Raw genomic sequence first — 23,753 nt, 5'->3', positions numbered from 1 at the left:
TCCTAGCGAAAGCCTGAACCTGTCGCAAAGGCAGAGCTATTAGATCCTCACCAATCTTCGAGACTTCGAACCCATGCTGACGCAGGATCTTTTGATAGTCGTGCGAACAGAATTCCGAGCCGCTGATCACAAGGGATAATGTATTGTAGCCGAATAGAAATGGGCTTACAAAGAGTAGCATGAGGTTGAACTTAGGTGTTGGCTGAATGAAAATATCCCGACATTTCCTTGCGACTACGGTTTTGGCAACCTCTTGCATGGGATATATCAGGTCGGTGTATGCAGGCTCTTGCACAATAACTGCTTCGGGTGATTTTGTCTGTGCAGGTGCAAGCGATACCAGTGACGCGACCCAAGCTCTTAGCGGTGCGCCACTGAACGTCACGACAACCCCGGACTTTGAGATCGCAACCCAAATTGGCGATGCACTCGCGTTAACGGGGGGTGAAGGTATTGCGTTTACGCAAACTGGGAGCGGCTCCATCACGGGTGCTGACGTTGGATTAAATGCAAACAACACTGGATATGGTGGTCAATCGATCACGTTAACGGGTGACGTATCTGGGACAAATGCAGGCGTATCTTCCGTTCAAATCGTTAATAGATACCCCGAAAGCACAGCCCAGCTTAGCATTACATCGACAGGAAACATCTCCGCAACCGAAGGTAACGGCGTATCTGTTTTAGCGGCATCAGGTATTTCCTCGGGGAACTCGACTAACGTTGGTTCAGTCACTCTTGACGTTCAAACCGTAACAGGTGGCGACAATGGAATTGATCTGGCTGTTTACGGGTTAGCTGATCACGTCGCAATTACGGCTTCTGGTGCTACGCAAGGTATAGTGGGCAATGGTATTGAGGCTCGGACAAGAACCGAGACGACGTTAAGTTACGGGGGGGGAACCTTTGCCGCTAAAAGCCTGACCATCCAAGCCACAGACGTTAGTGGTGGATCAAACGGAATTTTGGCAGATCACGATGGAGTAGGAGGCCTTAGCATCACCACCACAGGCGCGGTTCACAGCGATCAAAATGACGGGATTTCGGCAACCTCAGGCGTTCATAGTAGTTTAGCAATCGATGTGGTTGATGTTTCTGGAGGACTAAATGGCATTTCATCTTTCTCAAGAGGTGACGAGGAACACACCATTTCTGCAACAGGTCGTGTTATTGGCTCAACAGGTGCAGGAATAACTGCGACGGCCGAAGGGCAATCCCAAAATGACTTATTCGGCATACCTTTTGCGGGCGCAGGTGACCTAGTCATTTCGGCGGCGGATGTAGAAGGGGCAACAAACGGAATAGAGGCCCAAAGCACAGGTGGTTCGATAACCGTCACGTCGTCCGGAGTTGTGCAAGGTCAGGCCAATGCCGGAATAGCAGTCAAAACGGAAATTCATAGCGATACGTTATCCGGCTATTATAGCAAATATTCTGACAGAGTAACAAAACCATACCTTTATGATTTTTCCTTTGGCGGACCTTTGAATATCCAAGCCGTGGACGTCATTGGTGCAACGGCCGGTGTTACTGCGGATCATGGCGGTTATGGACCGCTGGAAATTACCACAACCGGCTCGGTAACGGCGGCGACTGGGAATGGCATTGACGCGACACATACCGGAGATGAAGACCTGACTATATCGGTTGTCGATGTCACCGCCTCTCGCGGGATTGTCGTCACGGGAGAGACAACGGGACGTTCCGTAATCAACGTCACTGGCGCCGTCCGAGGCGGCATTGATCACCTCATCACTGCAAGTGAAGCAACGATTAATGTGGCACAAACAGGCGCGCTACAAAGTGAGGGTATGGCGCTGGAGGACGGCTCCACAGGTACCATTTTCAACCTTGAAGGCGTTGTATCGGCAGGTGATATCAATCTGGGTGCTGGTGACGATGTGTTCAACATCATCGGATCATTCGCAGAAATTGCTACAGCTACACAGATTGATGGTGGCGATGGCGTCGATTCAGTTTCAATCAGCAACAACTCTGGTGACTTTAACCAACAACTGACAACCGCGACCAACTTTGAAAAGCTATCCGTCCTGAAGGGCTCTGAACTGTCCTTGACGGATGCAACGCTAGGCTTTCCTCAAATGCTGATCGATGCTGTCAGCAAGGTTAGCTTTTCTGGCACAAACCTCATCGAGGGGACCGTTTCCAACGCGGGGCTCGTTTCGTTGCAAAACGGCTCAACGGATGACCAGCTTACCATTGATGGCGATTTGAACGGCGGCGGGACCATTGCGTTGGATGTTGCGCTGGATGAAACCGAAGCCACCGATCTGGTGGTTGTGTCAGGTGATGTAACTGGAACCACAGTTTTAGATATTGCGCCAACGGTTCTGACCGGAGCGCCGCGTAGCATAGGCAACGATGACGGAATTTTGTTGGTAGATGTGCACGGGCAGGCAATGAATGACGCTTTTTCTTTATCCTCAGGACCTATTGAGGCAGGGGCGTTCACCTATTCGCTAAACCAATCCGATGGATACGATTTCTTCCTTCAGTCCTCAGGTCTAAGTGTCGCAACAGGCGTTGCGGCTAGTTTGGGGAACAGCAACGTCCTAAGCCAGCGGGCGCTTCTGAGCACTTTGCCGCGCTTGCGGACGGGTGCTTACCCCATCAGCCAAGATGCAAACCGTATGTCGTTCCTGTCCACTGTCGCCCCCCCCCAAGCTTGGGTGCGTACCTTGGGGACATGGAGCGAACGCGAAAGCACAGCTCAGGTTAGAGCTATGGAGAGTACGCTTATCGATGACGGGCGGCTGAGTGGTTTGCAGGCGGGTGTGGATATGGCGGCAGGGGATCGAACGACATTCACCTTTGCTGCCCATTATACGGATGAACACCATGCCCTATCATCCAGTTCGAACGCTTCACTTGGGAGCATAGATGTCACCAGCTACGGTTTTTCGATTGGCGCAACTGTCAGTTACGACAATGGCTTGTTTGTTGATGGGCAGCTATCTTGGAGCCAACTGGACACGGATACTGAAAACGTCAATGGCGCGACGGGGTCCACTGACGGCAATGCCCAACTTTTGGCGATCGGAGTTGGCAAGGAGTTCCGTCTCGCCAATGGCCTTATGATCCGCCCCAATATCCATTACAGCTATGATCAGACGTCATTGAAAAGTTTTGTAGATTCTAACGGAGAGCAATATTCTGATCTGGATTTTGATCGCCACACGGTATCGGCGGGTGTTGATTTGAACAGAACGATAGAAACCAGAAAGGGCGTCATGACCCTCACGGCGGGCACTCAGCTTTCACATGTTTTTGGCGGCGATGAAACGACCACTTTGTCGGGTGTAGGCATCGCCAATACAGCTCTCGGCGATAATTTTGCGACCCTCTCTTTAGGTTTCGAATATGAAACCAAACAAAACGTTAAACTATGGGGTGGCGTGTCTCATCAAAGAACCATTCACGGTGGAGACGACGAATCCACAAGCGCGAGCCTAGGTGTTTCGTTTAAATTCTAAATGTGGGTCGAAACCGTTGCTAAATGAACCATTCGAGAAAACTGTCGAAGCTGAATATTCAATATCACCCAATTTATTTACGTTCCTCGAAGCGCAAAACCTCACCATTTGTCTAACTTCATACGAGACTGGACAGCTATATTTGATTGGGCGAAACCCTCGTGGTGGCATCATGATCAATACCCAGCCATTTGGCAAAGCTATGGGCCTATTTGTCGATGATAAGGTCATGCATCTGGCGACTGGAACGCAAATCCACCGGCTGGAAAACTGTCTGAACGCGAATGAGCGCGCTGAGGAACTGTTTGATCATTGCTTCGTGCCGCGTACGACACACACCACGGGACCTCTTGATGCACATGACGTAGCCGTTGATCGCGACGGCAACATCGTGTTCGTCAATACGCGGTTCAATTGCATTGCGCGAACTTCAACAAAGCACAGTTTTGAAACTGTTTGGAAGCCTCCATTCATTTCGCGTATCGTGAGCGAAGATCGCTGCCATCTGAACGGCATGGCCATGGTTGATGGCGCGCTGAAGTATGTGACAGCAATCAGTAAATCCGACACAATTGATGGCTGGAGGGATCGCCGTCGCAATGGCGGCATCGTCCTGAATACACAAACCGATCAAGTCATTTGCGAGGGGCTCTCGATGCCCCATTCACCCCGTGTACATCAAGGTGAACTATGGGTATTAAATTCGGGCACAGGACAGCTCGGAATAATTGACCTGTCTAAGTCACCAGAAGATGCTTTCACCCCTCAGATATTTTGCCCCGGCTTTGTCAGAGGCTTGGCGTTTCACAATAGGTTTGCTTTTATTGGCCTATCTCGACCTAGGTATAAACGTTTTGAGGGTCTGGCACTTGACGGGATGTTGAAAGAGGCCGACAGCGAACCTTGGTGTGGGGTTCAAATTGTTGACTTGGAAAAGCGCGAAGTAGTCGCTTGGCTTCGCATCGACGGCAATGTTCAAGAAATGTACGATGTCGCGGTGATGCCTGGTGTTGAATGTGCGATGTCTCTGAACCACAGTGCTCCGCAGATGCAAAATCTGGTCACTTGGCCCGCCCACCTCGACGCGGATTAAGAATTTCTTGGACAGCGATGCCGCGTCACCATGACGTAGTTGATGATAGCTGACCGCAAAAGAGTATGAACTTTGCGATGTTTTCTAGTGCAATCAATGACCCTCAAACTCAACGAATGGACCTGTGCCGTTTTCGTGCCGCCCCAAGCGCTCGTTTAGGCCACTTTCCTTTCGAAAGCGACGGGGCTTTTCAGCCCAGTGCTGAATAGCGGAGGCGCGGACTTCTCGCCTTCTTTGAACGCTAGCCCATCATGCGGCAGGTCCAGTCCCAGTCGTTTCATTTTGTTGACGGTTTTCAGAACCTCACCCAGATGGATGAGATCTTTGTTCGCGCTATTGGCGGTCAACCCGCCTGTCTCAATCCGGTCCAGCAAGGTGTCGATCGCCAGTTGCACCACCTGATCCAAGGACATGTACCGCACGCCCTTGGCCGACGCTAAATCCTGAACGACCTCAAAGTGCTTCACTGCATCGTCATCATGACCGGACAGGCAGGCTTTCCACGCAGCAACCTGTTCGTTCCAAACCGCTAGCGCTTTCTCACACGCAAGCCGCCGAGAATCCGTTTTGAGACTAATCCAGACCTCGGAGCGGGATTCGACCTGTTGAAATTCCACAGCCACACGGCGGCGCAGGCACCACTGATTTCCTCTTTTGATCACAGATATAACGCACCCTGCTTTGCTCCTGCCGTGTCGCAGATTGTGCAGCAATTTCTGGGTGTTAGATTGGCCCATACCGTAAGAAAAGCACCCTTTAGAGGGGTAATTACGCGTAAATATGGAGTTTCAAGTTTTCTTGATATTTGTCGTGGCGGACCGAGGATCCGCCATTTCAAATTCCCACCTGCTCCACCGAACGCCGCTAAAGTACTTGAAAATATGGAAACAATAGGCGTTTAATTCCCGTGACTTCCTATCAAATCCGATGTATTCATGCCAATAGTGGGGGATCATTTGGGGGATCAATACGTGACTACAACAGGAATTCGAACCCCTAAGAAGGCGCTGACAGCCGCATTTGTCCGCACAGTCACCGAAGCTGGCAAGCACTTTGATGGCAACGGCCTTTTCCTCAAGGTGAAGGCCAATGGCGCGAAGCAATGGGTGCAGCGGATCACAATTCGAAGCAAGCGCACAGAAATGGGCCTAGGCAGTGCCGATCTGGTTAGCCTGAGCGAAGCGCGGGAAGCTGCGCTGCAAAACCTCAAGCTGGCACGCGCAGGGGGCGACCCGCTTAGGGCAAAGCGTGAGAGCCAAGCTGTGCTGACCTTCAAAGAGGCGGCTCACAAGGTGCATGAACTGCAAAAGCCCAGCTGGTCCAACCCCAAGCACGCGGCGCAGTTTATCAGCACTCTGGAAACCTACGCATTTCCCGCATTAGGGAATTACAAAATGAGTGAGATCACCACAGCGGACGTGCTGGCAGCACTCACACCGATCTGGCTAACCAAGCAGGAAACGGCACGGCGGGTGCGGCAACGGATCGGCGTGGTTATGAAATGGGGAATTGCGCAAGGGTGGCGGCAAGACAATCCAGCGCAGAATATCGACCAAGCCCTCCCCAAACAAACCAAAGCCGTGAAGCACCGCAAGGCACTGCCCTATAGCGATGTTGCCACCTGCATTGAGGTAGTGAAAGCTTCTGGCGCTGGGCGAACCACAAAGCTGGCTCTTGAGTTCTTGATCCTGACAGCGGCCCGGTCTGGCGAAGCGCGGGAAGCGGTATGGGATGAAATCAGTTTTGGCGACCCCTCCCCTGCTAATTCCGCTAATCCTGCTAATCAGGCCGAATGGGTCATTCCTGCCCAGCGCATGAAAATGAAGCGCGAACACCGCGTTCCCCTTTGTGCCCGTGCCGTGGAAATCTTGCGGGAAGCTAAAGACCTGAGCGATGGCGGGGATCTTGTGTTTGCAGGGACGAAGCAAAGCAAGCCGTTGTCTGACATGACGCTTTCGAAGCTTGTGAAAGAACTTGGCTTTGACGTTGATATTCACGGCTTTAGAACATCATTCCGAACGTGGGTGCAGGAAAAGACAGACACGTCCCGCGAAGTGGCCGAAGCTGCACTTGCGCATGGTATCAAAGACGCCTCTGAGGCAGCTTATGCACGCTCGGATCTGTTTGAAAAGCGGCGTGCGTTGATGGATGATTGGGGCAGCTACCTAGCGGGGAATAAGCTGTGACCAACAATGATCAATATACAGAGCAGACGCACCCTCAAGATTTTGAATTAACAAGGCGTGCCAAGATTTTTCACAAGATGCTCGAAGATTTACGTGAAAGCCCAGAAAGCGCCGATTGGGAAAAAGTGGTAGCGACCGCCGCAGCGTCACATTTTCTTTATGACGCAAAAGCACGCGCGGCAATTCCTGATGTTTGGGAGAAGCCCGTTGCCATGACCAACTTGATCACGCTAGCGAAGGGAAATGAGCCTACAGGTGGCACGACCAAGATCACGGAGGCAGCGGCACAGGAAATGATATTTCGAGCCTTTGAAGATCCCGACTATTTTGATCAAGTCAAACTGTTTTGCAGCCATGCGCTGGGCGGCGAGCCTATGCCATATAGTGATGAAACGACATTCACCCTTCATCCGCTCTTATCACGCTGGATTGGACAAGTTTCTAACGGCGGGATCAAAAAGCCCAAAACCAGAAAACGCCAAGTTTTAAAATCCGATATTATGCATAAGGCCATCGCCAACACTGTTCAGTTTTTACATAATGCTGGCATTCCAATTTATAAGAATGATGCAACAGAATACTCAATCAATGCCTGTGACGCAGTTGCAGAAATATCTGACACTGCTTTGGGGCGCAGGAAAATCAAAGGCGATGCAGTTAAAAAGATCTACTATGCCTCTGAGTGGGGAAAGTTAGGAAAAGGCTAACTCACCTTATGCGTCAAGTGCTGTGACCCCCTAATTTTCGTTCATGTTCTAAGCAAAAGGAGTTGAACATGACGAAAATCTTGAAACGCCCAGCCGTTGAGGCACTAACGGGGCTTTCCCGATCTACAATCTATGCCGCTATGTCTAAAGGCACGTTCCCCCAAGCTGTGAAGCTGGGACCGCGTGCAGTTGGATGGCGTGAAGCTGATATCACCGCTTGGCTTGATGGCCTCAAACTTCGCAATGAGGTTTGATCATGGGGCATAAAACAGAAAAGAGCCAGAAACTGCGCCAACAGTTCCCAGCTCATAATTCTTGCCAATGGTGTCAGGCGAACAAGAATTACTTAGCACAAAGCAAAACCAAGCGTCAAACGATGCTTGTTCCTCCCTCGATCATGGGGGCGGCACAATGAGCGATGCAAAGCAGATCACAACCGCCCTCAAGGGGCGCTGGCATGGGGGCTACGGCCTCGCCTATTGTCCAGCGCACCACAACACTAATACCCCCGCTCTAAGCATCTCTGACGGCTCACAGGGGCACCTTTTGGCATATTGCCACGCTGGCTGTGAGTTCTCGGACATTGTGGATGCACTCAAAGGCATGGGGCTAATTGAAGGGCACAGCACCTACACCCCGCCTGATCCAGCTGAGCTGGCAACAAGGCGCAGGCAGGAAAAAGCCAAGCTGGTCCAACGCGCCAACCAAGCGCGGGGGATCTGGGACAGCGCACAGCCGATTGCTGGCACTTTGGCGGAAACGTACTTGCGGCGGCGGGGCATTACTTGCGCCCTACCCTCAACTTTGCGGTTCAATCCTGCGTGCTGGCACCACAGCGCCCAGCGCCTTCCTGCAATGGTGGCAAAGATCGAAGGGGCCGAAGCGTTTGCCGTGCATCGCACCTATCTGGATGCGAGCGGCACAAAGGCAGATCTTGCACCGAACAAGGCAATGCTAGGCACCTGCAAAGGGGGCGCTGTGAGGCTAACGGATGGTGCTGGGCCATTGGTTATCACTGAAGGCAGTGAAACGGCCTTATCGCTTGCCAGTGGCTTACTGGATGGCCCAGCAATGATCTGGGCGGCGCTTTCCACATCTGGGATGCAATCACTCTCCCTTCCTGCCTTGCCCCACAAGATGATCATAGCCTCTGACAGTGACGACAACGGCGCAGGGTTAAAGGCGGCACAGGCACTTGCACACAGGGCAAGCGCACTGGGCTGGGACGTGTCTCTACTTCCCGCCCCACGAGGACAAGATTGGAATGATTATTTGAACATGAAAGGCGGTGCAGCATGAACGCAATCACCCCAACACCATTCAAGGCCGAAGGGCCACAACCGCTTTTGCGAAAAATCCCCGAAGGTGAACCGTATCCTATTCACGCATTGGGACCGCTCAGAGACGCGGTAGAAGCGGTGCAAGGTCAAAGCCAAGCACCTATCGCTATTGCCGCTCAATCCGCTATATCCATTGCCTCTCTAGGCGTGCAGGGGTTTGCCAATGTCGAAACCTTGGGCGGCCCCAGAGCAATATCACTCTACTGCCTCACAATAGCACTTTCAGGTGAACGTAAATCAAGTTGTGACGCGCCCTTGATGGAAGCTGTGCGGATCTTTGAGCAAGAACAAGCAGACACTCAGCGCCTTGAAGTGGATCAATACAAAAACGCAAAAGCCATTTGGGAAGCTCAGCACAAAAAGTGTATTCAAGAAGCTGGCAAAGGGAAGGACAAAGCGGCGGCGGCACAAGCGGATCTAGAAGCACTTGGACCAGAACCCACGCCCCCACCGTCTACAGACCGCACAGTGTCAGAACCCACCTATGAAGGGCTAGTGCGCAAGCTTGCAGAGGGACAACCAAGCCTAGGCTTGTTCTCGGACGAAGGAGGGCAATTCCTTGGCGGCTTTGCTATGTCTAAAGATCAAAGGCTGAAAACCTTGGCGGCTCTTAATGACCTATGGCAAGGCAACCCCATTCAGCGCACACGCGCTGGCGAAGGGTCTAGCGTGCTTTATGGGCGCAGGCTTGCCATTCACCTAATGGCGCAGCCAGTTGTGTTGCGAGACTTCATGGCCGACCCTATGACAGCGGAAACAGGGTTTTTACCGCGTTTCTTGATAACCGAACCCCCAAGCACCATTGGAACAAGGATACATGCAAATACTCGCTCGAACCCAGCCGCGCTGGGCGCTTTCTCAAGCCGTCTAACATCCATCCTGAAAACACCTTTGCCTATGGATGAACACACCCGCGCACTCACACCCCGTGTTCTGCCATTGTCGGAACAAGCCCGTGAAGTGTTGATTCAATTCTCTGATCAAGTTGAAACCGCTATGGGTGATGGCGGCAAATATTCTAGTGTAACGGGCTATGCCTCAAAAACAGCCGAACAAGCGGCTAGGATCGCGGCAGTTCTAACGCTTTGGCCTGATCTCGAAGCAAAGCAGATAGAAGCCCAGACAATGGCACACGCCGTGGATCTAGCAGAGTTCCACTTGAATGAAGCTTTGCGGCTGAAAGATGCGGCGATCATATCCGCAGAAACAGCCAAAGCAGAACTCTTGCGGGTTTGGTTGCTGGATAAGTGGCAGCACTCTGAGATCCTGCCTAGCGAAGTGGTGCAGCTTGGCCCTAACAGCTTGCGTGAAAGGCCAACGGCGAACAAAACAATCGGCACGCTTGTCGAAGCAGGCTGGCTTGCACCACTAGAACCGGACACAATGGTGCGAGGGAAAGCCAGAAAGAAGGCTTACCGGATCGTTAGGCCAACAGTCTAACGGATTAGCAGATTAGCGGGATTAGCAGCATGGGGCGGCGGGATTGCAGTTTTGCACCCGCCGCCCTTTCCTCAACGTAGGATAGAAATCCCTGAATGAAGGGAAATTACCAGTTTTCGGCCCGTAGCAGATCTTGCGCACACCTCATAGATGCTGCGGTGCAGCCCCGAATAGACATCAACGGCAAGAGAGCAATGGTGAAAAAATAATTAAACACCCCCCACAACAACTATCCGTAGTTGCATGATGAAAGCCAGAGTGCTTTCCTCATGCCATGGAACAAGCACAGAATTTTACCTCCGTAGCATTTGCCATACTCATTTTGGCCTTAGCGCTGTTGTCGTCGTTCTTCTTCTTTCGTTTGCGCCGCGCCGAGAAGAAAGAACTAGCGGTTGCCCAAAAGGCAGAGCAGGACATTGCCCAGCTTCAAGAGGACTGCGCCTCGCGGTTGCGCGAGGCACGGGCTAAGGCCGAAAGAGAGACTGAGACGACACAGGCCGAGCATATTAAAGCATTAGAACGCTATACAGCAATTATTGATACGGAAGCTGAAGTAGAAAGGCTAACTGTTCTTGGTCAAACTCAAGTTGATGAATCCCAGTCAAAGGTCTCCAAGCTGAACGGTGAGGTACGTGCAGCACAAGACAAAATCCATCAACTGCAACAAAGCTATAAGGAAAAGCGAGTCATTTACGACAGACTTCGAGGTGAACTTGCGATATTCGACGATAGGCTAGCCCTAGCAGAACTTGGCGTTTACGAACCCCATTTCGATTTTGGTGACAGCGAAACTTTCAAAGCGGAGATCAAAGATACCCGCGATGATCAAAAAGACATGGTTAAACGCAAAACGGCTGTCTTTGGCACTAAGGAATGGACCGTTGATGGTAGCGTGAAGAAGGGCGAGACAATGATTAATCGCGCCGTGCGCATAACCTTACGAGCTTTCAACAATGAGTGTGAGGCAGCCATAGCAAACACGCGCTGGAACAACGTACAAGCGATGGAAAAGCGGATTGTTCGTGCGCGTGACGCTATCGACAAACTGAATACTTCTAACAACGTCATAATCTCTGAAAACTACTTGAGGGTGAAGTTACGGGAACTTCGCCTTACGCATGAATATCGAGAACAATTGAAGATCGAACGCGATGAACGCGCAGAGGCTTCTCGGCTAGAGCGTGAAGAAAAGCGTCTTCTTCAAGAAGCCAAAGCTGCACAAAAAGAAGAAGAACGTTACCAACAACTTTTGGAAAAAGCACGTTCTGAAATTGGGGTTGTTACCTCAGACACCCATCGCGCCAAAGTCGAAGAGCTGGAACAACTTTTGGCCGAGGCACACGCAAAAACCGAACGCGCGCGAGCGATGGCTGAAAAGACCAAGAGCGGTTTCGTTTACGTCATTTCGAACATCGGCTCGTTTGGCGACGATGTTGTGAAGATCGGCTTAACAAGAAGACTTGACCCATCTGATCGTGTTCGTGAGCTAGGTGATGCCTCAGTACCGTTTTTGTTCGATACCCATGCGATGATTTACTCAGAAGAGGCCCCAGCACTTGAAGCGGCATTACATGCTGAATTTTCCGAACAACGGATCAACGCAGCAAATATGCGCAAAGAGTTTTTTCGAGTGACGCTATCAGAGGTCAAAGATGCTGTGCAACGTTTGGCCCCTGACGCGGATTTTCACACGGACATTGAAGCGCAAGAGTTTCACGAGACGCTGGCGAGGAGAAAGGAACTTGCCGAACGTCTTGCTGAAAATGATGCAAGAGAATTGCCTGTAGAGATTTAGCTCGCCGCTTCAATCAAAGTGCTATCAGTCTATTGCTGCAATTCGAACCAGACGCAGCAAAAGTCTGCTTCTCCGTCCTCGACGTCAAAAACATTAAAGAAAAGACCACTAACCCCCGAAGCGTTCGGACCAGTTCCGAAGAAACAAGGGGGATCACGTGGGGGATCAGATATCGACACTTCAAACGTTCCTGTTTGAAATCATATACTTGAATTAGGGCAGTGGCGGACCGAGGAGGATTCGAACCCCCGACCCCCTGATTCGTAGTCAGGTACTCTATCCAGCTGAGCTATCGGTCCACTGAGAGGCGGTTTAGTAGTAGCGCTCAGGCAATGCAAGCCTCTTCTTCCTCAAAAATCGAAAGAACGCAAAATTCTTTAAATTGCGCTTTCCCCTTTTGGCAAAGTGATCAGGAATTCCGTGCCCTCCGCACTGGTTTGAACCAATTGGATATCACCGCCATGGCCACGCATTAGTTCAGCCGAGATAGCCAAGCCTAAGCCTGTCCCTCCCTTCCGAACGGAACCCTGAAAAGGTGAGAACAAGTGTTCTTGCGCTTTGGGTGGCAATCCCGGTCCAGTATCGCGCAGCGAGATGTTCCATCTATCAGCTGTCTCCGCAGCCGAGACGCAAATCTCTCCGGAAGCGCCTGAAACCATTATGGCCTGACGTGCATTACGAATTAAGTTACTGATAACGCGGTACAACTGCTCTGGATCTGCGCGCACCTCAAAGCCCTCAGGAACATCCGCTTTCAAGGCGAGGTCAAACTCTCCAATCGCGAGCTGTTCACTATCCAGAACGTCATTCAGCACCTCTTCCAGCGCAACCATTGTCAATGTGGGCCCCGGCTCTTCTGCGCGCCCAAACGCTAGCGTTGATTCGCACAGGTGAACCGCACGCGTAATCGACCCGACCAGTTTTGGCGCCATACGCGACACAACGGGGTCTTTCGACATCTCGATCCGATCGGTGAACAATTGCGCCGAGGTGAGGATATTTCTCAAATCATGGCTAATTTTACTTACCGCTGAGCCAAGTTGCGCCAAGCGCTCTTTTTGCTTTAGCGCGCCTGTCAGCTCGGTCTGCAGGGATTTCAACGCCTCTTCCGCTTCTCTCACCTCAGTAACCCTTGCAGAGGGCGAGATAACCCGACGGGCATCTTCAGGGGCAGCAGCATAGTGCTGCATGTGGCTCACGACCCCTTTAATGGGTTTCACCAAAAGAAACCGCATGGCGACAAACAACAAAAATGCCGTGATAACGGAAATCACGGCCGACAGCAGTAGAATGCGCAAGCCATAGTCGATCATCGCCGCACGCATTGGGGCGGTTTCCATCGTGACCTCAATCAAAAGGCCTGCGTCACGCACTGGCGCTCCGATCACGCGGATGACTTCGTTCTCTTGCGTCAAAAGCCGCCGACCAGCATCGCGGATCAGCATGAACGCTGAATTATCCCGCAGATCGACAGTTTCTGATATCAGCTGTGGCATTGGAGAGGTTAGAGCCAGCTGTCGGACTTCATCGCGCCGTAACACAACGTTGAAAACTTCGGCGTTTAGCAACAGCTCCGCTTCCAACTCTGCATCGATCATGTCATCGGCCAACAGGGTCAATGACGCGATCTGCGCCCGTTCCAGCCGGTTCAACATATAGTCTTCACGAAACCGCGCGATGGAGGGAACGAAAATCATAATTTCCGCAATCATCACAAATATTGTGGTCAGAACCAACAAGCGCCCCGAAAGAGAGTTAATCATGTACGCGTCCCCTTGGGATGGTGGGTGGGGCGTCGTCAAAGACGCGCGCCAACCAGCTCACGGGATAAACCGCTGAACAAATCCGACTACACGTTTCACCATGTCACTTTCAAACAAACGAGGGCTAAAATACGCGCCGGCCGCACGCTTATTAATCTCTCCAATTGTGGGGTAAGGTGCGACCATGGCTGCGATTTGGCTCATCTTCATTTTATTTGCCAAGGCCAGCGCCCACAGATTGATAAGCTCACCTGCTTGATATCCGACAATCGAAACCCCAACAGGGCGGCCTTTAACGACCATCACTTTGATAAACCCTTTTGTCTTTCGTTCGGCAATTGCGCGGTCGTTGTGATTAAAGTGGAAACGAACCACCTCAACAGCGTCCCCATGTTCCTCTTTGGCCTGCGCCTCGGTCAACCCAACCTGAGACAGCTCGGGGTCTGTATATGTCGCCCAAGGGATATGCGCCGTTTTTGCCTTGGAAGGCAGACCAAACAACATCGAACGAATGATAACCCCTGCATGATACCCCGCGACATGGGTAAATTGCAGGCCACCTGCCACATCGCCAATCGCATAAACCCGCTTGTTCGTGGTGCGCAGCCCGTCATCTACCTTGATACCCGTTCGTGTGGGCTCAATACCCGCGGCCTCTAGGTTCAGCTTGTCAACGTTGGCGCGGCGTCCAACAGCCATCAGCAAATGTGATCCCTTAAAGATGCGGCCATCCTTGGTCTCGACCTCAATCGCGCCAGCCTGCCCGCGGATTTCAGCGGCCAAAGCGTCTTCAGCGATCTCAACGCCTTCATCCTTCAACGAAGTCAGAACAACCTCGGCCAATTCAGGGTCATCTTTGCCCAGCGCCTTGGCCCCTTCAATCACGGTCACTTTGCACCCCATCCGAATATGGGCCTGCGCCATCTCCATGCCAATCGGCCCGCCACCAATCACCAACAAATGCTCTGGCGCCTCGCGCAGCTCAAACAGGGTCTCATTCGTTTCATAAGGAACATTCTCAAGCCCCGGGATCGGCGGCACCAACGGGGAAGACCCCGTCGAAATCACAATCCGACGCGCCTGAATAATTGTATCCCCCGCTTGCACTTCGGTCGCCGAGATAAACGAGCCGTATTCGCGAATAACGGTGATCCCAAATCCCTCAAACCGCTCCTGACTATCCATCGGCGCAATGGTTGCAACCACATCAGCCACATGATCCTTGGCCGCTGCATAATCAGTGACACCAGCCGCATTGCTAACGCCAAATTGCTCACTGTTTTTCTGGCCATAAGCCGCTTTGCCCGTGGCGATCAGCGCCTTGGAGGGGACACAGCCAAAGTTCAGGCAATCGCCCCCCATTTCATGGCCCTCTAGCAGAACAACATCCGCGCCCATCTGGGAAGCACCCGCAGCAACGGACAACCCGCCCGATCCAGCACCGATAACCAATACATCCGTCTTGATACGTTTCATTTTAGAAGGTCCTTCTTGCCTGCAAAGGCTTTAATAACAACGGGCATAAGAGAAAGTGCACATAGCCCCAAAATCGGCAACAAAATGTGAAGCTCAAAGATCAACCCCAAATTCGGCGTCTCGCCCCGCGCAAATACTTCGCCCAGCCCAGCGCCCACCGACGTATATACCAATGATCCCGGAATGATCCCGATGAAAGTTGAAATCACAAACCGATTCAACGGAACCCCCAAAAAGGCAGGGATCAAATTAGCCACAAAAAACGGAACTGCTGGCACCAGACGGATAAAGAACAACATCGACCATTGGTTCTCATCCAGACCTTTCTTGATTTTCGAAACCATCCCCTCCGAGGCCTCCATCCGCGTCTTAAGCTTGTCCCCAAGCCCGAACCGCGCCGCCAAAAAGATCAGGATCGCCCCCAAAGTTGCGCCCACAACATTCACAGCCGAACCAAAGAGCGTCCCGAACAAGAACCCCCCCGTCAATGTTGCGATCAACGCCCCCGGCAAGGAGAAGGTCACGATCAACACGTAGACCAGAATAAACACGGCAACCGTCAGAGCAAAATTATTGTCACGAAATCCGATGAGGGCTTCGCGGTTGTCTCGCAGCGCCTCGAAACTAAGGTAATCGCGCAATGCAAATGCCCCTATTACGGCCACGACACCGATTATGATGAGCGGTATATAGGAGGTAATTGTGGACTTCGGTTTCATATCTTGGCTCGCATCCGTCATTTCAGTGGTCCTATTCACTATCTGCTAACCTCAAAATGCTCTTTGAGGCAGGTGAATGACACCCAACTCACGTGTCGTTGATCGCACGTGTTGAAAATGCGTCGTTTTAAGGTGTTTACGCCACCCACTGAAACAAATCATGTCTCAGAACATAAGTTTTATTGCAGATCACCCCGAATAACCCCACTGCAGGGTTTGACTTGGGCGCATCGGCGTCTTAAAGGACGGGTCTGAATTGACGTGTGCCTGCGAATCCGTTGGCCGCAACTGACACAAGATGGAGACGGAGCGATGAAACGCACCTATCAACCCTCGAACCTCGTCCGCAAGCGCCGCCACGGTTTCCGTGCACGCATGGCAACGAAAGCTGGTCGCAAGATCATCAATGCGCGCCGCGCACAAGGCCGCAAAGAACTAAGCGCGTAATACGCGTTTAAGGCTATTGTTATGACACCGCCGGAGACCGACCTGATTGGCACGAATGCCAACGGGGCAGCGTCTCCGGCGGTTTTGTCATGCCTAAAACCCATCGTTTTGACGCAACGCAGTGATTTTCAACGCGCCGCGCGCGGCAAACGTGTGGCAATGGCTGGATTTGTTCTGCAAATGCGCAAGAGACAGGAAAACGAGGCCGAAGGCATTCGGATCGGCTATACCTGCTCAAAAAAGGTGGGCAATGCCGTTGCCCGAAACCGAGCAAAGCGCCGCCTGCGCGAGGTCGCCCGTGCTGTTCTACCTACTGGTGGACAGCAGGGTTATGATTACGTGCTGATCGGCCGCAACACTGCAACTGCCGCCCTCCCCTTTAGCAAACTATTGTCGGATATGGAGAAAGCTCTGGGCATTTTGCACGGGGCGACCAAATGACCCTATTTGCAAAATTGCTCGCCCTTCCGATCCGCTTCTACCGTCTGGTTTTCAGCCCTTGGGTCGGGTTCAATTGCCGCTACCAACCAACCTGCTCGGCCTATGCTCTTGAAGCATTGGAAAAGCACGGCCCCCTCAAGGGCAGCCTGCTTGCCGCGCGGCGTATTGGGCGCTGCCATCCTTTGGGTGGCGATGGCTATGACCCTGTACCGGATAAGGACTAAGTGATGGACACTGGATTTTTCAAATGGCTTTGGCGCTTTAACGCTGCGGCGATTGCCCTGTGCCTGCTTTTCGCTCTGATCATGATATTGTCAGAGCTGAGCCGTGATCTAACGCGAAATCTGTTTTCACCCCGCACAACGAATACGCTTGTTGCACCCGTTGACGACTCGGAAGAAGAAACCGTTCAGGCTCAAGAAAAAAAGAGGTTCTTTGGTGCCCTATCCCGATCCGGAAATGCAAACATCTACGCGGTTCCTCTATTCCTAGAACAAGACATTTCTACCTATAGCGGGATCAGCAAAAGCAGCACCGGCAATAGAATTAACTATCGCATCGTCAATATGAACACGCAAAGCAGTCGCTGGCTGTTTGAAGGAATGGATCGGCTCATTCTAGAAACGCGGCAAATCCTGACCGAACCGAATGGGGGAACCCCAAAATTTGTCGGTCAATTGATCGAAGTCGTCGAGGAAGACACCAATAACGACACCCGCCTTTCCGCTCGGGACACGCGCAGCCTGTACCTCACCACAGCTGACTGGAGCGAACCCAAAAAGATCCTGAATGGGGTCCGCATGATATTTGCGACCCAAGCCCAAGGTAACGGCGTCTTTGACATTATCTATTCTACAACCAACCAAACCCACGCCGCCCGCATTGATATGGAAACCGGCAACGTTCTTTCGAGCCAAACCCTGCCTCATTTTGAGTGACACAGTGCAGCGCCTAGGATGAACCCGCTGCCAAAAGAAACCCCGCCCAAGGATCGCAACATGCTGGATCAAGCCAAAGAAATTCATGCCCTCTTTGAAGGTGCGCCTCAAACGACTTCGTTCAAAAAGCTGCGCAAGCGTATCGTTCGCCAGACCCGCGAGGCGATTGATCAATACGGCATGATCGAACCCGGCACCAAATGGTTGGTCTGCCTTTCCGGCGGTAAAGACAGCTATACCTTGCTGGCGGTATTGCACGAATTGAAATGGCGCGGCCTATTGCCGGTTGAGCTGTTGGCCTGCAACCTCGACCAAGGCCAGCCTGGGTTTCCCGCGACAGTTTTACCTGAGTTCCTAGAGAAAATGGGGGTAGAGCACCGGATCGAATATCAGGATACCTACTCTATCGTAATGGACAAAGTGCCGGCGGGTCGCACCTTTTGCGCCCTTTGTTCCCGCCTAAGGCGCGGCAATCTTTATCGCATTGCACGCGAGGAAGGTTGCTCTGCTGTTGTGTTGGGCCATCACCGTGACGACATTCTTGAAACCTTTTTCATGAATCTTTTTCACGGCGGGCGACTAGCGACCATGCCGCCAAAGTTGGTGAATGAGGAAGGCGATCTATTTGTTTATCGCCCCCTCGCCCATGTCGCTGAAGAAGATTGTGAAAAGTTCTCTAACGCGATGAACTACCCGATCATTCCATGTGATCTTTGCGGCTCCCAAGATGGCCTGCAACGCCAGCAAGTCAAAGCGATTCTGGATGGCTGGGAAAAGAACAGCCCAGGCCGACGTCAGGTTATGTTCCGCGCCCTTACAAATGCGCGCCCTTCCCATCTTCTTGATTCTGGATTGTTCGATTTCGCGGGATTGAGTCGAAATATAGAAAATTTGAAGTAACCAACCTAAAAAATGCTTCGCCTTGTTAACTTAAGGCTGATTTATTTCCACCTAAGGTAGCCCCGTAAGGTCGCACATGCGGCCCAAATCAGGAGGGGCGCCTGTGATGCAGAACGCTAAGATTAGTAGAAATCAGTCAAAGCAATTTCGTCAGCGATTCTATAATCTTTTTACAGGGCCACCTGCGCTTGCCTTTATTCCCGCAATTTCCCTTGCCGCATTCTGGTTCGGCGGAGAAGGGGCATTATTGGTTTTCGCTGCTGTTCTTCCTGCAGCCTATCTTCTTTCCGGTGGTTTTACGGGATACTTGGGATCTGATTCCGACGACACATTTCATGAAAATGGCCTCCTTACCCGTCAATCTATGTCGAAACGCTGTGAAGCTGTTTATGCTGAAACAATGCAAACCAGCCAAAAATCTTGCATCCATGTGATTGAAATTGAGGGATTTAATGACCTTGTTGCTCGCTTTGGTCAGGCCGCGGGTGATATGGTTGTTCACCGTGTGGGTGAACGTCTTGCGGGTGTCATCCGTGACAATGATTTTATTGGCCAAATTGGCGACGCACGCTTTGCCGTCTGCGTTTCCCCCGTCCGTCAATTATCACTAGAGCTATGCATCCAAATGGCGGGCCGCCTGCAAACCGCCGCTGAAGAACCCACATCAATAGACGGAACCGTTATTTATACCGATGTCTGCATCGGCTTTTGCCAACACAATCGGGCGCCCCATCGTAATCCAGCAGATTGGCTAGAGGCAGCCTGCGTTGCGCTACACAGCGCGCAATCAAGGGGCGCATCAAGCATCCGTGCATACTCAGAAGAGATGCACCAAGAACGAAAAGCACGCCGCGAATTGCACGAAGACGTTGTAGCAGCGCTAGAGTCAGGTGAGATCACGCCATGGTTTCAGCCTCAGATTTGCACCGATACTGGTAAGATCACAGGCTTTGAAGCCTTGGCCCGTTGGACACACCCCATCCGCGGCGTGATCCCTCCGGCGCAATTCCTTCCAGCGATCGAGGCTACAAACTCCCTTGAGCGCCTTGCAGAAATTATGATTTATCACAGCTTTCGCGCCATTAAGAAATGGGATGCAGCAGGCGTCGAAATCCCTCAGGTCGGCGTGAATTTTGCGGGTTCCGATTTGAGCAACCCCAAATTGGTTGAAAAGGTCAAATGGGATCTGGACCGCTTTGAGTTAACGCCAGACCGTCTAGCGGTTGAAGTGCTTGAGACCGTCGTTGCAAATTCCCCCGATGATATGATCTCTCGCAATATTAACGCTCTTGGGGCGCTTGGGTGTCGGATCGATCTAGATGACTTTGGCACTGGAAATGCGTCCATCGCATCTATTCGGCGGTTCTCCGTCAGTCGAATAAAGATCGACCGGAGTTTTGTCGCAAAAGCAGATCGCGACCCCGAACAGCAAAGAATGATCAGCGCCATTTTGACCATGGCGGAAAGGCTACAGGTTGAAACCTTAGCAGAAGGCGTTGAAACCGTAGGAGAACACGTTTTACTGGCCCAGCTTGGTTGCAGTCACGTTCAGGGCTTTGGTATCGCACGCCCCATGCCGTTCGATCAAACATTGGAATGGATCGCAGCACATAACGCCAAACTGGATGAGGTTCCCCAAATCATGCAAACGCGGCCGAAATAACTGGAAAACTGACGAAACATAGGCTGCTTTCGCCTAGGTTTACGCGAATCCGCTTGACCTTTTGCCCTCCCCGTTGTGTACCGACCGAACAGTTTTTAGACATCAGGTGGCGGTGCCAATGGACGATCAGAACAAGAATTTAATCATTGCGACAGCGCTTAGCTTTGTTGTGATCCTTGTGTGGTTTGTGCTTTTCCCACCACCAGAACCTGAAACACCGATCGACGGAACAATCGCGTCGCAATCAGCTCCGGTCGAGGGCTCACTTGCTACGCCAAGTGCCGATGTCTCTTCGGCTGCACCTGCTGCTACGGCCAGCACGGAAACAGCACCTAGTGCATTGGAAAGCGCACCGCGTGTTGCAATCGAAACTCAGCGCCTTAGCGGCTCGCTTTCGTTACTGGGTGGGCGGATCGACCAGCTGTCGCTGAACGATTACCAGACCTCGCTAGAAGACGATGCAACCGTCGTTGAAATCCTCTTCCCCGCAAACGAAGACAACGCGCAATACGCATTGCATGGGTGGGCAGCAGCATCAGGCGTTGATCCATCCTCCGTCCCTGGCCCGAACACCGAATGGCAGCTATCAGAGGGTGAAACGCTCAGCGTTGAAACCCCTGTAACGCTCAGCTGGGATAATGGCGCGGGCCTTGTGTTCTCCAAAAAGATCGCTGTCGATGATGAGTATATGTTCACCATCACGCAATCGGTTGAAAACACAGGTGAAACAGCGGCATCTATGGCGCCTTACGCCGTTCTTGCCCGCCATGGCGAGCCAACGGATCTGAAAAACTTCTTCATTCTTCATGAAGGCGTTGTTGCGATGACCGACGGTGAGTATTCGGAAATCAACTGGGATGAGATGCCCGATTTCGAATATAACCAACGTGCTGGCGCGCGCACCTTGGAAGAAAACATCACTGAAAACGGCTGGATCGGATTTACCGACCACTATTGGATGAGCGTTTTGATCCCGACCCAAGGGACCGCATTTAAATCCGTAGCCAAATACGACGAACGCCGCGACATTTACCAAACCGAAGCCGTCAGCCCTGTTCAAACGGTTGCCACTGGGCAAACGATCTCGAACACCACGCAGTTTTTTGTAGGTGCAAAAGAATGGGAAGTTCTGAAAACCTATGAAGACGCAGGCGTTTACAACTTCATCGACTCGATCGACTGGGGCTGGTTCTCGTTCCTGACAAAACCGATCTTCTGGCTGTTGCACCAGCTTAACCTTTTGATCGGCAACATGGGTATTTCCATCATTGCGCTGACCTTGCTGATCAAGGCTCTGCTCTTCCCATTGGCGTATAAATCCTACGTTTCCATGGCCAAGATGAAAGAGCTTCAGCCAAAAATGGAAAAGCTCAAAGAGGAAGCTGGCGATGACCGTCAGAAAGTCCAGCAGGGCATGATGGAGCTCTACAAAAAGGAAAAAGTAAACCCAGCTGCTGGTTGTCTCCCGATCCTGTTGCAGATCCCGATCTTCTTCTCATTGTACAAAGTGATTTTCGTTACGATCGAGTTGCGCCATGCGCCGTTCTTTGGTCCGTTCCAAGACCTTAGCGCACCAGATCCAACAACCATCTTTAACCTCTATGGGTTGCTGCCATGGGGCGCGCCCGAGGTGGGCAGCATCATGGCGCTGGTCTTTATCGGCATCTTGCCCCTCTTGCTGGGTATCTCCATGTGGTTGCAGCAAAAGCTGAACCCAGCGCCCACAGACCCAACGCAAAAGATGATTTTTGCGTGGATGCCATGGGTCTTCATGTTCATGCTGGGCAGCTTTGCCTCGGGTCTGGTGGTATACTGGATTGCGAACAACACGATCACCTTTACCCAGCAGTATTTGATCATGCGTAGCCAAGGTTACAAACCTGATCTCTTGGGCAACATCAAAAGCAGCTTTTCCCGTCAGGCAAAAGCCGAGCCTAAGAAGTGATGCAGATCACCGCCCTGTGGCGCCATCCGTTAAAGGCACACGGGCGGGAGGCACTGGATGAGGTGACGCTAATCGCGGACGCCTCAATGCCCTATGACCGCACATGGGCCGTTGCCCATAAAGGGGCAAAGGCCGTGGCGGGTGAATGGGCGCGCTGCGTCAACTTCACCCGTGCTGCGGCAATGCCGCAGCTTCAGGCCATCACAGCCAGCCTCGATGAAACCAGCGAATTGCTAACGCTGCGCCATCCTGACAGGCCTGATCTGACCTTCCATCCTGACCATGGCGCAGAGGTTTTTCTGGACTGGGTCGCGCCGCTTTGCCCGCCCGAGCGCGCGCAACCAGATCAAATCATGCGCATCGGCCCGCGCGGATATACCGATAGTGATGTGCCTTCGATCTCGCTTATGAATGTGGCATCGCACCTAGCGGTAGAACAGGCCGCTAATGCATCTTTGGCGCAAGAACGCTGGCGCGGAAACGTCTGGTTTGATGGCACAGAACCATGGATGGAATTTGACTTTGTCGGGAAGACGCTCAAACTGGGTGAAGCTACGGTTCAAGTTGATGCCACCATTGAGCGCTGCAAGTCCATTATGGCAAACACAAAAACAGGTGAACGCGACCACGATCTGTTGTCTGTCCTTAGGGGATTTGACCACCAGAACTTTGGTGTTTGCTTCAGCGTAATTACCGGCGGCAAAATTCGCCTTGGCGACAAATTGGAGCTTATCTAATGCAACTCCCCTTCCCATTGGCCGAAGAACCAGATGCACAAACATTGGAACGCGGGCGGTTGCTGTTTGCTGGCGAAACCGAATTCGTCAAAGGTGTCGTTGCGATGTCGGGCCTGCCCGAGGCAGACCGGCTTGAGGTTTGCTTTGCCGGTCGTTCCAACGTGGGCAAATCCACTTTGATCAACGCCCTCACAGGGATGAAGGCCTTGGCCCGTGCCTCCAACACCCCTGGCCGCACGCAAGAGATTAACTATTTCACCGCTGGGGAGGATTTCTATCTCGTTGACCTTCCGGGGTACGGCTATGCCAACGCCCCCCTTCCCGTTGTCGAAAAATGGCAGCGCTTGCTAAAGCAATTTTTGCAGGGGCGCCAAACGCTGCGCCGCGCTTTTGTTTTGATTGATGCGCGCCATGGGGTGAAAAAGGTAGACGACGAAATCATGAGCCTACTCGACAGTTCCGCTGTGACCTTTCAGGCCGTCCTAACCAAGGCCGATAAGGTCAAAGAGAAAGAGCGTGAAAAGGTACTGGATCAAGTGCGCGGCGCGCTGAGCAAGCACCCAGCCGCCTATCCCGAAATCATCGTAACATCATCCGAAAAAGGTTGGGGCATCCCGACCTTACGGTCTGTGATTGCCACGCTCGAATAAGGGCTTATGATCCCGTCAG

General features: G+C 52.1%; 21 protein-coding genes and 1 tRNA gene. 17 read left to right on the top strand and 5 right to left on the bottom strand.

The window, feature by feature from the left end; all coding sequences use genetic code 11:
• Positions 1 to 257: 257 nt before the first annotated feature.
• Together Z948_RS0110650 and Z948_RS0110645 are read left to right on the top strand one after the other, a co-directional pair.
• Positions 258 to 3,494 (top strand): autotransporter outer membrane beta-barrel domain-containing protein, encoded by a 3,237-nt coding sequence (locus tag Z948_RS0110650; RefSeq protein ID WP_025059552.1) that lies wholly within the window; start codon positions 258 to 260, stop codon positions 3,492 to 3,494.
• 16 nt (positions 3,495 to 3,510) lie between these two features.
• Positions 3,511 to 4,587: a TIGR03032 family protein gene (locus Z948_RS0110645; RefSeq protein ID WP_025059551.1), complete on the top strand. Its 1,077-nt coding sequence runs from the start codon at positions 3,511 to 3,513 to the stop codon at positions 4,585 to 4,587.
• A 155-nt stretch (positions 4,588 to 4,742) separates the two neighbouring features.
• Here the strand turns inward: Z948_RS0110645 and Z948_RS18030 are convergent, their stop codons facing one another.
• Positions 4,743 to 5,324 (bottom strand): DUF6538 domain-containing protein, encoded by a 582-nt coding sequence (locus Z948_RS18030; RefSeq protein ID WP_025059550.1) that lies wholly within the window; start codon positions 5,322 to 5,324, stop codon positions 4,743 to 4,745.
• Positions 5,325 to 5,558: 234 nt separating this feature from the next.
• Here Z948_RS18030 and Z948_RS0110635 point away from each other — a divergent pair, with 234 nt between their 5' ends.
• From Z948_RS0110635 to Z948_RS18025, 6 genes are all read left to right on the top strand, one after another.
• On the top strand, positions 5,559 to 6,773 hold the full coding sequence (locus Z948_RS0110635; protein WP_245604573.1) for a tyrosine-type recombinase/integrase: 1,215 nt from the start codon (positions 5,559 to 5,561) through the stop codon (positions 6,771 to 6,773).
• A complete protein-coding gene (locus tag Z948_RS0110630; protein ID WP_025059548.1) occupies positions 6,770 to 7,480 on the top strand; it encodes a hypothetical protein in 711 nt (236 codons plus the stop codon). Before Z948_RS0110635 ends, Z948_RS0110630 begins: the two co-directional genes overlap by 4 nt.
• A 68-nt stretch (positions 7,481 to 7,548) precedes the next feature.
• Positions 7,549 to 7,734, top strand: coding sequence for a helix-turn-helix transcriptional regulator (locus Z948_RS0110625; protein WP_025059547.1), 186 nt, complete (start codon positions 7,549 to 7,551; stop codon positions 7,732 to 7,734).
• 157 nt (positions 7,735 to 7,891) lie between these two features.
• The gene (locus tag Z948_RS0110620; RefSeq protein WP_025059546.1) at positions 7,892 to 8,779 is read left to right on the top strand and encodes a DUF7146 domain-containing protein; all 888 of its coding nucleotides are present in this window, start codon (positions 7,892 to 7,894) and stop codon (positions 8,777 to 8,779) included.
• On the top strand, positions 8,776 to 10,260 hold the full coding sequence (locus Z948_RS0110615; protein WP_025059545.1) for a YfjI family protein: 1,485 nt from the start codon (positions 8,776 to 8,778) through the stop codon (positions 10,258 to 10,260). Before Z948_RS0110620 ends, Z948_RS0110615 begins: the two co-directional genes overlap by 4 nt.
• A gap of 274 nt (positions 10,261 to 10,534) precedes the next feature.
• A complete protein-coding gene (locus Z948_RS18025; protein ID WP_025059544.1) occupies positions 10,535 to 12,055 on the top strand; it encodes an SNIPE associated domain-containing protein in 1,521 nt (506 codons plus the stop codon).
• Positions 12,056 to 12,277: 222 nt separating this feature from the next.
• Here Z948_RS18025 and Z948_RS0110605 read toward each other — a convergent pair.
• The 4 genes from Z948_RS0110605 to Z948_RS0110590 form a co-directional block, all read right to left on the bottom strand.
• Positions 12,278 to 12,354, bottom strand: a tRNA-Arg gene (locus tag Z948_RS0110605).
• A gap of 78 nt (positions 12,355 to 12,432) precedes the next feature.
• Positions 12,433 to 13,818, bottom strand: coding sequence for a sensor histidine kinase (locus tag Z948_RS0110600; RefSeq protein WP_025059543.1), 1,386 nt, complete (start codon positions 13,816 to 13,818; stop codon positions 12,433 to 12,435).
• Between the two features lie 57 nt (positions 13,819 to 13,875).
• Complete coding sequence (locus Z948_RS0110595) at positions 13,876 to 15,294, bottom strand: dihydrolipoyl dehydrogenase family protein (RefSeq protein ID WP_025059542.1); 1,419 nt, start codon at positions 15,292 to 15,294, stop codon at positions 13,876 to 13,878.
• Positions 15,291 to 16,013 (bottom strand): TVP38/TMEM64 family protein, encoded by a 723-nt coding sequence (locus tag Z948_RS0110590; protein ID WP_425427152.1) that lies wholly within the window; start codon positions 16,011 to 16,013, stop codon positions 15,291 to 15,293. Before Z948_RS0110590 ends, Z948_RS0110595 begins: the two co-directional genes overlap by 4 nt.
• A gap of 312 nt (positions 16,014 to 16,325) precedes the next feature.
• Here Z948_RS0110590 and rpmH point away from each other — a divergent pair, with 312 nt between their 5' ends.
• From rpmH to yihA, 9 genes are all read left to right on the top strand, one after another.
• Positions 16,326 to 16,460 carry a 50S ribosomal protein L34 gene (rpmH, locus tag Z948_RS0110585; protein ID WP_005849748.1) on the top strand — a complete coding sequence of 45 codons (135 nt, stop codon included), beginning with the start codon at positions 16,326 to 16,328 and terminating at the stop codon, positions 16,458 to 16,460.
• Between the two features lie 21 nt (positions 16,461 to 16,481).
• Positions 16,482 to 16,901, top strand: coding sequence for a ribonuclease P protein component (gene rnpA / locus Z948_RS0110580; RefSeq protein ID WP_025059540.1), 420 nt, complete (start codon positions 16,482 to 16,484; stop codon positions 16,899 to 16,901).
• Positions 16,898 to 17,125, top strand: coding sequence for a membrane protein insertion efficiency factor YidD (gene yidD, locus Z948_RS0110575; RefSeq protein ID WP_025059539.1), 228 nt, complete (start codon positions 16,898 to 16,900; stop codon positions 17,123 to 17,125). The genes rnpA and yidD overlap by 4 nt, the downstream gene beginning before the upstream one ends.
• Before the next feature lie 3 nt (positions 17,126 to 17,128).
• Positions 17,129 to 17,839: a hypothetical protein gene (locus Z948_RS0110570; RefSeq protein WP_025059538.1), complete on the top strand. Its 711-nt coding sequence runs from the start codon at positions 17,129 to 17,131 to the stop codon at positions 17,837 to 17,839.
• Positions 17,840 to 17,899: 60 nt separating this feature from the next.
• The gene (ttcA, locus tag Z948_RS0110565; RefSeq protein ID WP_025059537.1) at positions 17,900 to 18,739 is read left to right on the top strand and encodes a tRNA 2-thiocytidine(32) synthetase TtcA; all 840 of its coding nucleotides are present in this window, start codon (positions 17,900 to 17,902) and stop codon (positions 18,737 to 18,739) included.
• A gap of 106 nt (positions 18,740 to 18,845) precedes the next feature.
• Complete coding sequence (locus Z948_RS0110560) at positions 18,846 to 20,402, top strand: putative bifunctional diguanylate cyclase/phosphodiesterase (RefSeq protein WP_052033195.1); 1,557 nt, start codon at positions 18,846 to 18,848, stop codon at positions 20,400 to 20,402.
• A 118-nt stretch (positions 20,403 to 20,520) separates the two neighbouring features.
• Complete coding sequence (gene yidC, locus Z948_RS0110555; protein WP_025059535.1) at positions 20,521 to 22,347, top strand: membrane protein insertase YidC; 1,827 nt, start codon at positions 20,521 to 20,523, stop codon at positions 22,345 to 22,347.
• Positions 22,347 to 23,084, top strand: coding sequence for an MOSC domain-containing protein (locus Z948_RS0110550; RefSeq protein ID WP_025059534.1), 738 nt, complete (start codon positions 22,347 to 22,349; stop codon positions 23,082 to 23,084). The genes yidC and Z948_RS0110550 overlap by 1 nt, the downstream gene beginning before the upstream one ends.
• Entirely contained in the window at positions 23,084 to 23,734 is a 651-nt protein-coding gene (gene yihA, locus Z948_RS0110545; RefSeq protein ID WP_025059533.1) for a ribosome biogenesis GTP-binding protein YihA/YsxC, read from the top strand. Before Z948_RS0110550 ends, yihA begins: the two co-directional genes overlap by 1 nt.
• Positions 23,735 to 23,753 lie beyond the last annotated feature (19 nt).

It is taken from the genome of Sulfitobacter donghicola DSW-25 = KCTC 12864 = JCM 14565, assembly GCF_000622405.1.
GTDB lineage: Bacteria > Pseudomonadota > Alphaproteobacteria > Rhodobacterales > Rhodobacteraceae > Sulfitobacter > Sulfitobacter donghicola.
This window is presented reverse-complemented; position numbering and strand designations above follow the sequence as displayed.

What these genes read in the sequence shown, in the direction of transcription:
- Z948_RS0110650 (WP_025059552.1), top strand. Translation starts at nt 258, where the DNA reads ATGGGATATATCAGGTCGGTGTATGCAGGCTCTTGCACAATAACTGCT.
- Z948_RS18030 (WP_025059550.1), bottom strand. Translation starts at nt 5,324, where the DNA reads ATGGGCCAATCTAACACCCAGAAATTGCTGCACAATCTGCGACACGGC.
- Z948_RS0110625 (WP_025059547.1), top strand. Translation starts at nt 7,549, where the DNA reads ATGACGAAAATCTTGAAACGCCCAGCCGTTGAGGCACTAACGGGGCTT.
- Z948_RS0110620 (WP_025059546.1), top strand. Translation starts at nt 7,892, where the DNA reads ATGAGCGATGCAAAGCAGATCACAACCGCCCTCAAGGGGCGCTGGCAT.
- Z948_RS0110615 (WP_025059545.1), top strand. Translation starts at nt 8,776, where the DNA reads ATGAACGCAATCACCCCAACACCATTCAAGGCCGAAGGGCCACAACCG.
- Z948_RS18025 (WP_025059544.1), top strand. Translation starts at nt 10,535, where the DNA reads ATGGAACAAGCACAGAATTTTACCTCCGTAGCATTTGCCATACTCATT.
- Z948_RS0110600 (WP_025059543.1), bottom strand. Translation starts at nt 13,818, where the DNA reads ATGATTAACTCTCTTTCGGGGCGCTTGTTGGTTCTGACCACAATATTT.
- Z948_RS0110595 (WP_025059542.1), bottom strand. Translation starts at nt 15,294, where the DNA reads ATGAAACGTATCAAGACGGATGTATTGGTTATCGGTGCTGGATCGGGC.
- Z948_RS0110590 (WP_425427152.1), bottom strand. Translation starts at nt 16,013, where the DNA reads ATGAAACCGAAGTCCACAATTACCTCCTATATACCGCTCATCATAATC.
- rpmH (WP_005849748.1), top strand. Translation starts at nt 16,326, where the DNA reads ATGAAACGCACCTATCAACCCTCGAACCTCGTCCGCAAGCGCCGCCAC.
- rnpA (WP_025059540.1), top strand. Translation starts at nt 16,482, where the DNA reads ATGACACCGCCGGAGACCGACCTGATTGGCACGAATGCCAACGGGGCA.
- yidD (WP_025059539.1), top strand. Translation starts at nt 16,898, where the DNA reads ATGACCCTATTTGCAAAATTGCTCGCCCTTCCGATCCGCTTCTACCGT.
- Z948_RS0110570 (WP_025059538.1), top strand. Translation starts at nt 17,129, where the DNA reads ATGGACACTGGATTTTTCAAATGGCTTTGGCGCTTTAACGCTGCGGCG.
- ttcA (WP_025059537.1), top strand. Translation starts at nt 17,900, where the DNA reads ATGCTGGATCAAGCCAAAGAAATTCATGCCCTCTTTGAAGGTGCGCCT.
- Z948_RS0110560 (WP_052033195.1), top strand. Translation starts at nt 18,846, where the DNA reads ATGCAGAACGCTAAGATTAGTAGAAATCAGTCAAAGCAATTTCGTCAG.
- yidC (WP_025059535.1), top strand. Translation starts at nt 20,521, where the DNA reads ATGGACGATCAGAACAAGAATTTAATCATTGCGACAGCGCTTAGCTTT.
- Z948_RS0110550 (WP_025059534.1), top strand. Translation starts at nt 22,347, where the DNA reads ATGCAGATCACCGCCCTGTGGCGCCATCCGTTAAAGGCACACGGGCGG.
- yihA (WP_025059533.1), top strand. Translation starts at nt 23,084, where the DNA reads ATGCAACTCCCCTTCCCATTGGCCGAAGAACCAGATGCACAAACATTG.